We start from the raw sequence: 11,811 nt of genomic DNA on the forward strand, positions 1-11,811 counted from the left end.
GGGAACGCCGCAGATCAATCGCGGGCGGCGTGGGCATGCCCACTACCCGGCGACGGCGTGCCGCAGTTCCGCGTTGATCGCCTGCGCGGCCGCGAGCAGGTCGCCGGCGTCCGGCCCGGCCCGCAGGACGTCCCGGGAGCTCGACGGCAGCACCGCGCGCAGAGCGTCGGCGAACACGTCGCGGATCTGGGCCGCACCGCCGCCCTGGGCGCCCACGCCGGGCGCGAGCAGCGGGCCGCGCACGGCGCCGAGGTCCACCCCGAGGTCGCGGGCCGCGGAGCCGACGGTCGCCCCGACGACCAGCCCGACGCTGCCGAGCGGGGCACCCGCTTCGATCTCGGCGGCGTTCGCCGCGGCCGCCTGCCGCGCGATCAGCGCGGCGACCGGGACGCCGTCGGCCAGGGCGTGCTGCACCTGCGCACCCTCCGGGTTGGACGTCAGCGCGAGCACGAACACCCCGCGGCCCGTTGCCAAGGCGGCGTCGATCGCGGGCCGCAGCGTCTCGAACCCCAGGTAGGGCGAGAGCGTGACCGCGTCCCCGGCCAGTGTGGAGTCCTTGCCGAGGAAGGCGTCGGCGTAGCCGTCCATCGTGGAGCCGATGTCTCCGCGCTTGGCGTCCACCACGCACAGCAGATCGGCGGCCCGGCAGGCCGCGATCGTCTCCTCGAGGGCGGCCATGCCGGGGCTGCCGTAGCGTTCGAAGAACGCGGACTGCGGCTTCACCGCGGCGACCTGGCCGGCGAGGGCCTGGACGACCCGCAGCGAGAACTCGCGGACCCCGCGGGCGTCGTCGGGCAGACCCCACCGCTGCAGCAGACCGACGTGCGGGTCGATCCCGACGCACAGCGGACCCCGGGCCGCCATCGCCTCGCTGAGCCGGGTGCCGAACCCGGCCCCGGCGAACGCCTCGCCGGCGCCGGCGGTCGATGTCGTCATCGCACTCATGTCCGCTCCCTCGTTCCCTGGTGGCTATTGTGCCGGTCGCCCTCCGATGTGGCCCGGTCAGCCGCGCCGCGCGGCGGCCTCGACCCGGTCCGCCCTGGCGGCGTCGTGCTCCTGCAGCGACCGCACGGCGAACGGGCCGCGCCGGATCGCCTCGATCGCCTGTACGGCGGCCGTGAACTGCTGCGTGGTGGTCGAGATGGCCTTGTCCGCGGCCGTGGTCGCGGTCCGGATGTCGTAGCCGTCCGCGCGGGCACCCTTGCTGCCCGGGGTGTTGATGACCATGTCCACCTGCCCCGCGTTGATCAGGTCGATGATGGTGGGCTCGCCGTTCGGTCCGGGCCCGTCGGAGGCCTTGCGGACCACCTCGGCGGCCAGGCCGTTGCGGCGCAGGACGCTCGCGGTGCCGGCCGTGGCGAGGATCCGGAACCCGAGCTCGATGAGCCGGCCGGTCGCCATGGTCAGCGACCGCTTGTCCCGGTCCGCCACGGACACGAAGACGGTGCCCTCGGTGGGGAGACCACCGAACGCCGCGGCCTGGGACTTCGCGAACGCGAGCGGGAAGTCCACGTCGTAGCCCATCACCTCACCCGTCGAACGCATCTCGGGCCCCAGCACGGTGTCCACGACCTGACCGGACGCGGTGCGGAACCGCTTGAACGGCAGCACCGCCTCCTTCACCGCGATCGGCGCGTCGAGGTCGGTGTGGCTGGCGTCCTGCTCGGGGAGGACACCCATCGCCCGCAGGTCCGCGATCGAGCGGCCGCTCATCAGCAGCGCAGCCGCCTTCGCCAACGGCACGCCGGTGGCCTTCGCCACGAACGGCACGGTCCGGGAGGCCCGCGGGTTCGCCTCGAGCACGTACAGCACGTCCGCGGCGAGGGCGAACTGGATGTTGATCAGCCCGCGCACCCCCACGCCCTCGGCGATCGCCTCGGTGGACGTGCGGATCCGGTTGATCATCGAGTCCGAGAGCGTGACCGGCGGCAGCACGCACGCGGAGTCCCCGGAGTGGATCCCGGCCTCCTCGATGTGTTCCATCACGCCACCCAGGTACAGCTCGGTGCCGTCGTAGAGGGCGTCCACGTCGATCTCGATCGCCTGGTCGAGGAACCGGTCGACGAGCACCGGTGCGGGCAGCAGCGTCCCGGCGTCGCCGGCGCCAGTGGCGCGGCGCACGTAGTCGACGAGCTGGTCGGCGTCGTAGACGATCTCCATGCCGCGTCCGCCGAGCACGTAGGACGGCCGCACGAGAACCGGGTAGCCGATCCGGTCGGCGATCTCGGTGGCCTGGGCCAGGGAGATCGCGGTGCCGAACGCGGGAGCCGGCAGCCCCGCCCTGAGCAGGACCTGCCCGAACTGGCCGCGGTCCTCGGCCGCGTCGATGGCTGACGGCGGGGTACCCCAGATGGGCAAGCCGGCGGCGGCGAGGCCGTCGGCGAGCTTGAGCGGGGTCTGCCCGCCGAGCTGCACGATGACGCCGGCGACCGGCCCGGCGGCGAGCTCGGCCAGGTAGACCTCGAGGACGTCCTCGAACGTGAGTGGCTCGAAGTACAGCCGGTCCGCGGTGTCGTAGTCGGTGGAGACGGTCTCCGGGTTGCAGTTGATCATGACGGTCTCGTAGGTGTCGGAGAGCGCCAGGGCAGCGTGCACACAGGAGTAGTCGAACTCGATCCCCTGCCCGATCCGGTTCGGCCCGGAGCCGAGGATCAGCACCGCGGGACGCTCCCGTGCGGCCACCTCGGTCTCCATGTCGTAGCTTGAGTAGTGGTACGGGGTCTGGGCGGCGAACTCGGCGGCGCAGGTGTCGACGGTCTTGTACACGGGCCGCAGCCCATAGGCGTGCCGCATCTCGCGGACGGTGGCCTCCCCCAGGCCACGCATCTGCGCGATCTGGGCGTCCGAGAAGCCGTGCCGCTTCGCCCGGGCCAGAACGTCGGCCTGGAGGGTCGGGGCGTCGGTGATCTCCCGGGCGACCTCGTCCAGCAGGAAGATCTGGTCCACGAACCACGGGTCGATGCCGGTGGCCGCGGTGATCTCCTCGAGGGTGGCACCGCCGCGGATCGACTGCTGCAGGTCCAGGATCCGGTGGTCGGTCGGGACCCGGATCGACTCCAGGAGCAGCCCGGTCTCCTCGGCGTCCGGCACCGGGCCGGCCCAGGTGAACGAGGAGTCGTCGGTGTCGATCGAGCGCATCGCCTTCTGCAGCGCCTCGGTGAAGTTGCGGCCGAGCGCCATCGCCTCCCCCACGCTCTTCATCGTGGTGGTCAGGGTGGGGTCCGCGGCCGGGAACTTCTCGAACGCGAACCGCGGAACCTTGACCACGACGTAGTCGAGGGTCGGTTCGAACGACGCCGGCGTGGACCCGGTGATGTCGTTCGGGATCTCGTCGAGGGTGTACCCCACTGCGAGGCGGGCCGCGATCTTCGCGATCGGGAAGCCGGTGGCCTTCGAGGCCAGGGCGCTGGACCGGGAGACCCGTGGGTTCATCTCGATGACGACGATGCGCCCGGTGCTCGGCTCGACGGCGAACTGGATGTTGCAGCCGCCGGTGTCGACGCCGACCTCACGGATGACGGCGATCGAGATGTCCCGCAGCCGCTGGTACTCGCGGTCGGTCAGCGTGAGCGCCGGGGCCACGGTGATCGAGTCGCCGGTGTGCACGCCCACCGGGTCGAAGTTCTCGATGGAGCAGACGACCACCACGTTGTCCGCACGGTCGCGCATCAGCTCGAGCTCGAACTCCTTCCAGCCGAGGATGGACTCCTCGAGGAGCACCTCGGTGGTCGGCGAGTAGTGCAGCCCGGCGCCGGCGATCTGGCGCAGCTGGGTCTCGTCGTAGGCGATCCCGGAGCCGAGCCCGCCCATGGTGAAGGAGGGGCGCACCACGACCGGGTAGCCGAGGTCCTCGACGGCCGCGAGGCAGTCCTCGATGGAGTGCGCGATCGCGGAGCGGGCCACCTCGGCGCCGCACCGCTCGACGACGCCCTTGAAGAGCTGCCGGTCCTCGGCCGCGTTGATGGCGGCGATGTTGGCGCCGATCAGCTCCACGCCGAACCGTTCCAGCACCCCGGCCTCGTGCAGAGAGATGGCCGTGTTGAGCGCGGTCTGCCCGCCCAGGGTCGGCAGCAGGGCGTCGGGGCGTTCCTTCTCGATGATGGACGCGACCACCTCGGGGGTGATCGGCTCCACGTAGGTGGCGTCGGCGAACTCGGGGTCGGTCATGATCGTGGCCGGGTTGGAGTTCACCAGGATGACCCGCAGTCCCTCCTCGCGCAGGACCCGGCAGGCCTGGGTGCCGGAGTAGTCGAACTCGGCGGCCTGGCCGATGACGATCGGGCCGGACCCGATGACGAGGACGCTGGAGATATCGGAACGACGGGGCATCAGTTGGCGTCCTTCTGGGTGTTGGCGGTGGCGTCGTCGGTGATCAGGTCGACGAACCGGTCGAACAGGTAGGCGGCGTCGTGCGGCCCGGCCGCTGCCTCCGGGTGGTACTGGACGGAGAACGCGGGGATGTCGAGGCACTGCAGGCCCTCCACCACGTTGTCGTTCAGCCCGATGTGGGAGACGATCACGCGCCCGTAGCGGCCGCCGTCGTGCGGGGCGATCGACTCGCCGTCGATCGGCGCGTCGACGGCGAACCCGTGGTTGTGGGAGGTGATCTCGACCTTGCCGGTGGTGACGTCCTTGACGGGCTGGTTCAGACCGCGATGGCCGTACCTGAGCTTGTAGGTGCCGTACCCGAGGGCCCGGCCGAGGATCTGGTTGCCGAAGCAGATCCCGAAGTACGGAAGGCCGGCGTCGAGGACCTCACGCAGCAGAGCCACCTCGTGCACGGAGGCCTCGGGGTCACCGGGGCCGTTCGAGAAGAACACCCCGTCCGGGTTCAGCGCGGTGAGGTCGTCGATCGTGCTGCGCGAGGGCACCACGTGCACCCGCACGCCCCGCTCGGACAGCCGTTGCGGGGTCATCGCCTTGATGCCCAGGTCGACGGCCACGACCGTGGCGAGCGGCTCCCGGCCGGCGAACTCGCCGGCGGGCTCCACCACATAGGGCTCAGGGGTGCTCACTTCGCGGGCGAGGTCCGCACCGGCCATCTGCGGGCTGGCCTGGACCTGGGCGAGCAGCTCGGCCTCCCCGTGGGTCCCGGGCAGGCTCGGCAGCGCGTCGCCGGAGAAGATCCCGGCGCGCATCACGCCCTCCTCGCGCAGGCGACGGGTCAGGGCGCGGGTGTCCACGTCGCTGATCGAGACGATGCCCTGGGCGGCCAGCTCGTCCTCGAGCTCGCGGCGCGAGCGCCAGCTGGACGCCCGGCGGGCCCGGTCCCGCACGACGAAGCCGGCGACCCAGATCTTCAGGGACTCCGGGTCCTCGTCGTTCACGCCGGTGTTGCCGATGTGCGGGGCCGTCATGACGACGATCTGGCGGTGGTAGGAGGGGTCGGTGAGGGTCTCCTGGTAACCGGTCATCCCGGTCGAGAAGACGATCTCGCCGAACGTGACGCCCCGCGCGCCGTAGGCACGCCCGCGTATGACGGTGCCGTCCTCGAGGACGAGCAGGGCGGTGTCCGCCGCCCGCTGGCCGACGGTCTGCGCGGCGCTCTCGCTGGACGTCATAAGTTTCACCTCGGGGTTCGTTTGCTGCTGGGGACTCACGCGCGCACGTCCGTTCGCGCTCGGGGTTCGCCGTCGAGGACGGTGGCCCGGCCGCGCCAGAACGTGGCGATCACGCGGGCCGGGAGCTCGTCGGAGGCGAACGGGGTGTTCTCGCTGGCAGTGCGCAGCGCCGCCGGGTCGACGGTCCAGGTGGCGTCGGGGTCCACCAGGACGAGGTTCGCGGGCTCGCCGACCTCGAGGGGCCGGCCCTGCTCCGCGACGCGGCCGATGGCCGCGGGGGTGGTCGACATGGTCCGGGCCACGTCCGCCCAGTCGAAGTCGTACTCCGGGTTGTCCACCATCGCGGCGACCACCACGGACAGCGCGGTCTCCAGCCCGGTCATGCCCATGGCGGCGGCGGCGAACTCGCAGTCCTTGTCCTCGTCCGGGTGCGGCGCGTGGTCGGTGGCGACGATGTCGATGGTGCCGTCGGCCAGGCCGGCCCGTACGGCGGCGACGTCGGCGGCCGTGCGCAGCGGTGGGTTCACCTTGAACTGCGGGTCGTAGCCGCGGACCGCTTCGTCGGTGAGGATCAGGTGGTGCGGGGTGACCTCGGCAGTCACGTCGATCCCGCGGGCCTTCGCCCAGCGGACGATGTCCACCGAGCCCGCCGTGGACAGGTGGCAGATGTGTACGCGGGAGCCGACGTGCTCGGCGAGCAGGACGTCCCGGGCGACGATCGCCTCCTCCGCGACGGCCGGCCACCCGGTCAGCCCCAGCTCGGCCGAGACGACGCCCTCGTGCATGAGCGCACCCTGGGTCAGGCGCGGCTCCTGCGCGTGCTGGGCGACGACGCCGTCGAACGCCTTGACGTACTCCAGCGCCCGGCGCATCAGGACCGGGTCGTCGACGCACTTGCCGTCGTCGGAGAACACCCGCACGGCCGCGGCGGAATCGGCCATCGCGCCGAGTTCGGCGAGCTGCTCCCCCCGCAGGCCCACGGTCACGGCACCCACCGGGCGCACCTGCGCCCAGCCGGCGTCCTCGCCGAGCCGCCAGACCTGTTCCACGACGCCGGCGGTGTCCGCCACGGGGTCGGTGTTCGCCATCGCGTGCACGCAGGTGAACCCCCCGACGGCGGCGGCGCGGGTCCCGGAGGCGACGGTCTCGGCGTCCTCGCGGCCGGGTTCGCGCAGGTGCGTGTGCAGGTCGACGAGGCCCGGCAGCGCGATGAGGGTGCTCGCGTCGATCTCGACGACGTCCACGCCGTCGGCGCGGGCCGTGGTCGCGGCGTCGGCCGCGTCGGCACCCAGGGCGGCGATCACGCCGTCGGCCAGGTAGAGGTCGGAGCGCTCACCCCCAAGCACGGATGCGGCACGGATCAGGTAGGTGGTCATCGGGATCCTTCGGTCTCGGTGCCGCCGGCGAGCAGCAGGTACAACACGGCCATCCGCACGGCGACGCCGTTCGCGACCTGTTCGACGATGGTGGATCGGGGCGAGTCGGCGGCCTTCGCGGAGATCTCCAGGCCGCGGTTCATCGGCCCCGGGTGCATCACCACGCAGTGCTCGGGCAGCGCTGCCAGGCGCGTGCCGTCGAGCCCGTAGCGGCGCGAGTACTCCATCGGCGAGGGGAAGAAGCCGCCGCCGGCGCTCGACATCCGCTCCCGCTGGACGCGCAGCATCATGATCGCGTCCGGTCGGACGTCGGCGATGGTGGCGTTCAGGTCGTAGGAGACCGCGCACGGCCAGGTGTGCACGCCGACCGGCAGCAGGGTGGGCGGCGCGACGAGAGTCACGTCCGCACCGAGGGTGTGCAGCAGGTCCACGTTCGAGCGGGCCACCCGGGAGTGCAGCACGTCCCCGACGATGACCACCTTGGCGCCGGCCAGATCACGTCCGATGCCGTCGGGGCCCGCCTCGCCGCCGCCGGCGAGGTGCCGGCGCATCGTGAAGGCGTCGAGCAGGGCCTGGGTGGGGTGCTGGTGCATGCCGTCGCCGGCGTTGACCACGGGGGTGCGGACCCAGCCCGAGGTGGCCAGCCGGTGCGGCGCACCGGAGGCCTGGTGCCTGATCACGACGGCGTCCGCGCCCATCGCGGCGAGGGTGAGTGCGGTGTCCTTGAGGGACTCCCCCTTGGACACCGAGGAGCCCTTGGCGGAGAAGTTGATGACGTCCGCGGACAGCCGCTTGGCGGCGGCCTCGAAGGAGATCCGGGTGCGGGTGGAATCCTCGAAGAAGAGGTTCACCACGGTCAGCCCGCGCAGGGCCGGCAGCTTCTTGATCTCCCGGGACTGGGTGGCCGCCATCGTGGCGGTGGTGTCCAGGATCTCGATCGCCTCGGCGCGGCTGAGGTCGGCGGCGGAGAGCAGGTGCCTCATGAGGACAACACCACCGAGTCGGTGCCGTCGAGCTCGGTGAGCCGGACGCTGACCCGCTCGCTGCGCGAGGTGGGCAGGTTCTTGCCGATGTAGTCGGCGCGGATCGGCAGTTCCCGGTGGCCGCGGTCGACGAGGACCGCCAGCTGCACGGCGCGGGGCCGGCCGAGGTCGGAGATGGCGTCGAGCGCTGCGCGGATGGTGCGGCCGGAGTAGAGCACGTCGTCGACGAGAACGACGACCTTCTCGTCCAGGCCGCCGGACGGGATCCGGGTCGGCTCCAGTGCCCGGGTGGGGTTCCGGCGCAGGTCATCACGGTGCATCGTGATGTCCAGGGTGCCGACGAGATCCTCGAGCGGGGCGTCGGGACGGCCCTCGGCCGCGAGGATCCGCTCCCCCAGGCGCCGTGCGAGCGGCGCGCCCCTGGTCGGGATCCCGAGGAGGACCAGATCGGCCCCGCCCTTGTTGCGTTCGAGGATCTCGTGAGCGATCCGGGTCAGTGCCCGGGAGATGTCGTTCTCGGAGAGCACGGTCGTGCTCGGGGCGCCAGAGGTCACCGGCGGAAAGCCTCCTTCCCCGCCTCACAGGACGGGCTTAAAGGAACGTCAACATGCCTCGGCCACCATACCGCCACCGGCGACCCGCTCAGCACCGGGCCGCACCGGCGCACCCGGGGTGAGCGACGCCGTCGGGCCTCGGACGGGCCCTTGCTGAGCCGCGGTCGAACTCAGATCGGCCAGTCCTGCTCCGGCAACGGCTTCGGGCAGGTGACGTTCAGCGCGTTGAACGTCTGGATCACGGCCGCGGCCCAGATCACGACGGACAACTGGTCGTCGGTGAACACCTCGGCGGCCGCCGCGTAGATCTCGTCCGGCACGTGCTGGGTGAGGGCGAGCCGGCTCATCGACTCGGCCAGATCCAGCGCCGCGCGCTCGGCGGGCGTGAAGAGCAGGGTCTCCCGCCAGGTCGGCAGAACCGCAAGCTGACGGGCGGTGACGCCCGCCGAGAGGGCGTCCTTCGCATGCATGTCCGTACAGAACGCGCATCCGTTGATCTGGGAGGCGCGCACCTTCACGAGTTCGACGACGGCGTGGTCGAGGTCGGCGTCGCGCCGGGCGGCCTCGACCTCCCGGTTGAGCGTGAGGAGGCGCCGGTAGACGTCGGGCAACTGGTCCGCGACTGAGATTCGGTTCACGCGACCCCACGCTAGTTCGACGCGCCCCATCGGCCAGATCCCGTCCACCCACCGAGCCGCGCGGGGTCGCCCGGCTCAGGCGTGCGGCGTCGGTGCGGGTGTGAGCAGGAACACGGGGATCAGCCGCTCGGTCCTGCGCTGGTAGCTCGCGTAGTTGTCGAATGCCGCCACGGCGCGCGTCCACCAGGCCTCGCGCTCGGGCCCGGAGAGCTCGCGGGCGACCATGTCCCACTTCTCGGGCCCGTCCTGGAGCTCCACCCGCGGGTCGGCGAGCAGGTTGTGGTACCAGACCGGGTTCTTCACCGCTCCGCCCAACGACGCGACGGCGAGGTACTCGCCGTCGTGCTCGACGCGCATCAGCGGGACCTTGCGGAGCTTGCCGGACCGGGCGCCGAGGGTGGTGAGGATCACGACCGGCTTTCCACCGAGGGTGATGCCCTTCGTGCCGTGGGAGGACTCGTAGGCGGCCACCTGCTTGGCGGACCGGTCGCTGGGGCTGGGCGCGTACTCACCGTTGAGGGGCATGATCAGTCCAGGAGGTCCGAGCCGTACTGCGCGATCCGGCCGAGCAGGCCGTTGATGAAGGGCGGGGAATCGTCGGTGGACAACGCCCGGGCGAGCTCGAGCGCCTCGTCGATCGCGACGGCGTCGGGCACCTCGTCGTTGAAGAGGATCTCCCACGTGGACAGCCGCAGGATGGCGCGGTCCACCGCGGGCATCCGTGCGAGCGTCCAGCCCTGGGAGAACGTGGACAGGATCTCGTCGATCCGGGCCACGTGCTCGCTGACGCCCTCGACGATCTGCACCGAGTACTCGGGCAGCGCGGCCTGGGTGCCGGGCTCGAGGATGCGGTCCGCGAGCAGGCCCATCAGGGTCGGGGCGGAGCCCCCCTCGGTCGCGGCGGCACCCAGTGCCCGTTGGTCGGCCTCATAGAGCACATCGAGCGCCCGTTTGCGTGCCTTGCTGCGTGCCGCCACTAGTCGTTGACGCGGCCCAGGTAGTCACCGCTGCGGGTGTCGACCTTGACCTTCGTGCCGGTCTCGAGGAAGAGCGGCACCTGGATCTGATAACCGGTCTGGATCGTGGCGGGCTTCGTACCGGCCGAGGAGCGGTCGCCCTGCAGGCCCGGCTCGGTGTAGGTGATCTCCATCACGACGGACGCGGGCAGCTCGACGTACAGCGGGACGCCCTCGTGCAGCGCCACGATGACCTCCTGGCCCTCGAGCATGAAGTTCGCGGCGGTGTCCACGGTCTCGGCCGACACGGTGATCTGCTCGTAGTCGCTGGTGTCCATGAAGACGAAGTCCTCGCCCTCCTGGTACAGGTACTGCATGTCGCGCTTGTCGACGTTCGCCGTCTCCACCTTGACGCCGGCGTTGAACGTCTTCGCGACCACCTTGCCGTTGGTGACGCCCTTGAGCTTCGTGCGCACGAACGCCGGGCCCTTGCCGGGCTTGACGTGCTGGAACTCCACCACGGACCAGAGCTGGCCGTCGATGTTGAGAACCAAGCCGTTCTTGAGGTCGTTCGTCGATGCCACAGGCGTTCCTTCGTTGTCTATCGGGACGGGCCGGGAGCCCGTGCTCGCATGCGAGCGGCGGGTCTCGGGCCGGGAGGATGAAAAGGTGCGGCCCTCAGGGTAACGCGCCGAGGGCAGCCACCGCTGCCACGCCGATCGTGCCGGCCCACAGGTAGGACGCCAGCGTGCCGATGATGAACCGCTCGGAGACCCCCGAGCTGCCGTGGATCTCCGGGAACCGGCCGAGACCCTTGACCGCCACGACCACGGCGATGGCGGCCGGATAGCCGACCAGGATCGAACCGGTGATGGCCAGGCGCTCGAGGACGCCGATCCAGGCGCCGCCGCGCAGTTGCTCGGCGGCGGGGTCGGGCCGGGGCTCGCCCGTCGGGTCACCGGCTCGTTCGGCGGCCTCCTCGCGGTGCTTGCGGCTCGCCAGGCGCAGGATCCAGGCCGTGATGGGGCCACCGGCGCCCGCCGAGATGATAAGGGCGGCCGCGGCGATCTCGATGGTGAGGACCAGGTTCACCGCGCCATCATGTCGTGACCTGGTCCAGGTCGGCCAGCAGGCGCTCCGCGAGCGGGCGGACCCGGTCCTGGACGGTCCACATCGCCGCGTCGAGTCGCTGGCTCACGGCCTGGGGTGTGATCCCGAGCCTGACGGCTGCCTCCTTCGCGGTCCCGACGCCGTCGACCAGCAGGTCGACCACCTCCCAGCCGCGCTCGGTGCGGCGACGGACCACGGCGGCGAGCAGCTGCAGCAGCGCCTCCGCCTCGTCGGCGGCCGGGCTCGGCCCGTCCGCGGCGACGAGGGCGAGCGGCACCGGCACCGACTTGCCCTTGGCACGCTCGACGGCGTCGCGGGCACGCACGAACGCCGCACCCGAGGAGGCCCGGGCGGTCGCGGCCAGCGGCGTGTCGACGGCGCCGATGCCCACCCCCACGCTCCACTCGGTCCGCCGTTGCAGGTACAGCGCGAGGTCGAGGGTGGTCGCCGCGGTCCTGATCACGCCCTGGATCTCGTCCCCCACCGTGCGCTCGAACGGCAGGGCCAGGTCCGCGCCGAGACCGCGGGCTCCGATGTGGGCGGCGAGCCCGCTCAGTGCGGCGTCGACGCGGTCCCCGCGTCGCCGGGAGGCGTCTTGGTCCACGGTGAGTACGAACATGTGACAAGGCTACA

12 protein-coding genes are annotated in these 11,811 nt (G+C 71.6%); all 12 read right to left on the reverse strand.

Annotation, left to right across the window (positions count from 1 at the left end):
• Positions 1–42: 42 nt before the first annotated feature.
• Positions 43–945, reverse strand: coding sequence for an orotidine-5'-phosphate decarboxylase (gene pyrF, locus KCQ71_RS03160; protein WP_443683099.1), 903 nt, complete (start codon positions 943–945; stop codon positions 43–45).
• A gap of 57 nt (positions 946–1,002) precedes the next feature.
• Positions 1,003–4,329 (reverse strand): carbamoyl-phosphate synthase large subunit, encoded by a 3,327-nt coding sequence (carB, locus tag KCQ71_RS03165; RefSeq protein WP_223402731.1) that lies wholly within the window; start codon positions 4,327–4,329, stop codon positions 1,003–1,005.
• Positions 4,329–5,561, reverse strand: coding sequence for a glutamine-hydrolyzing carbamoyl-phosphate synthase small subunit (carA, locus tag KCQ71_RS03170; RefSeq protein WP_223402733.1), 1,233 nt, complete (start codon positions 5,559–5,561; stop codon positions 4,329–4,331). Before carA ends, carB begins: the two co-directional genes overlap by 1 nt.
• Before the next feature lie 35 nt (positions 5,562–5,596).
• The gene (locus KCQ71_RS03175; protein ID WP_223402735.1) at positions 5,597–6,937 is read right to left on the reverse strand and encodes a dihydroorotase; all 1,341 of its coding nucleotides are present in this window, start codon (positions 6,935–6,937) and stop codon (positions 5,597–5,599) included.
• Positions 6,934–7,920 carry an aspartate carbamoyltransferase catalytic subunit gene (locus KCQ71_RS03180; RefSeq protein WP_223402737.1) on the reverse strand — a complete coding sequence of 329 codons (987 nt, stop codon included), beginning with the start codon at positions 7,918–7,920 and terminating at the stop codon, positions 6,934–6,936. The genes KCQ71_RS03175 and KCQ71_RS03180 overlap by 4 nt, the downstream gene beginning before the upstream one ends.
• A complete protein-coding gene (gene pyrR / locus KCQ71_RS03185) occupies positions 7,917–8,474 on the reverse strand; it encodes a bifunctional pyr operon transcriptional regulator/uracil phosphoribosyltransferase PyrR (protein ID WP_223402738.1) in 558 nt (185 codons plus the stop codon). Before pyrR ends, KCQ71_RS03180 begins: the two co-directional genes overlap by 4 nt.
• A 170-nt stretch (positions 8,475–8,644) precedes the next feature.
• Positions 8,645–9,112 carry a carboxymuconolactone decarboxylase family protein gene (locus tag KCQ71_RS03190; protein WP_223402740.1) on the reverse strand — a complete coding sequence of 156 codons (468 nt, stop codon included), beginning with the start codon at positions 9,110–9,112 and terminating at the stop codon, positions 8,645–8,647.
• Positions 9,113–9,187: 75 nt separating this feature from the next.
• Positions 9,188–9,637 carry a nitroreductase family deazaflavin-dependent oxidoreductase gene (locus KCQ71_RS03195; protein WP_223402742.1) on the reverse strand — a complete coding sequence of 150 codons (450 nt, stop codon included), beginning with the start codon at positions 9,635–9,637 and terminating at the stop codon, positions 9,188–9,190.
• 2 nt (positions 9,638–9,639) lie between these two features.
• Positions 9,640–10,089 (reverse strand): transcription antitermination factor NusB, encoded by a 450-nt coding sequence (gene nusB / locus KCQ71_RS03200; protein WP_154794244.1) that lies wholly within the window; start codon positions 10,087–10,089, stop codon positions 9,640–9,642.
• Positions 10,089–10,652 (reverse strand): elongation factor P, encoded by a 564-nt coding sequence (gene efp, locus KCQ71_RS03205; protein ID WP_223402744.1) that lies wholly within the window; start codon positions 10,650–10,652, stop codon positions 10,089–10,091. Before efp ends, nusB begins: the two co-directional genes overlap by 1 nt.
• A gap of 94 nt (positions 10,653–10,746) precedes the next feature.
• The gene (locus KCQ71_RS03210) at positions 10,747–11,160 is read right to left on the reverse strand and encodes a hypothetical protein (RefSeq protein ID WP_308116599.1); all 414 of its coding nucleotides are present in this window, start codon (positions 11,158–11,160) and stop codon (positions 10,747–10,749) included.
• A gap of 7 nt (positions 11,161–11,167) precedes the next feature.
• Positions 11,168–11,797 (reverse strand): hypothetical protein, encoded by a 630-nt coding sequence (locus KCQ71_RS03215; protein WP_223402746.1) that lies wholly within the window; start codon positions 11,795–11,797, stop codon positions 11,168–11,170.
• Positions 11,798–11,811: the final 14 nt, after the last annotated feature.

It is taken from the genome of Occultella gossypii, from assembly GCF_019947135.1.
Classification (GTDB): Bacteria; Actinomycetota; Actinomycetes; order Actinomycetales; family Beutenbergiaceae; genus Occultella; species Occultella gossypii.

Bases quoted from the DNA above. Each gene is read 5' to 3' on its own strand.
- pyrF (WP_443683099.1), bottom strand. From the start codon at position 945: ATGAGTGCGATGACGACATCGACCGCCGGCGCCGGCGAGGCGTTCGCC.
- carB (WP_223402731.1), bottom strand. From the start codon at position 4,329: ATGCCCCGTCGTTCCGATATCTCCAGCGTCCTCGTCATCGGGTCCGGC.
- carA (WP_223402733.1), bottom strand. From the start codon at position 5,561: ATGACGTCCAGCGAGAGCGCCGCGCAGACCGTCGGCCAGCGGGCGGCG.
- KCQ71_RS03175 (WP_223402735.1), bottom strand. From the start codon at position 6,937: ATGACCACCTACCTGATCCGTGCCGCATCCGTGCTTGGGGGTGAGCGC.
- KCQ71_RS03180 (WP_223402737.1), bottom strand. From the start codon at position 7,920: ATGAGGCACCTGCTCTCCGCCGCCGACCTCAGCCGCGCCGAGGCGATC.
- KCQ71_RS03195 (WP_223402742.1), bottom strand. From the start codon at position 9,637: ATGCCCCTCAACGGTGAGTACGCGCCCAGCCCCAGCGACCGGTCCGCC.
- KCQ71_RS03215 (WP_223402746.1), bottom strand. From the start codon at position 11,797: ATGTTCGTACTCACCGTGGACCAAGACGCCTCCCGGCGACGCGGGGAC.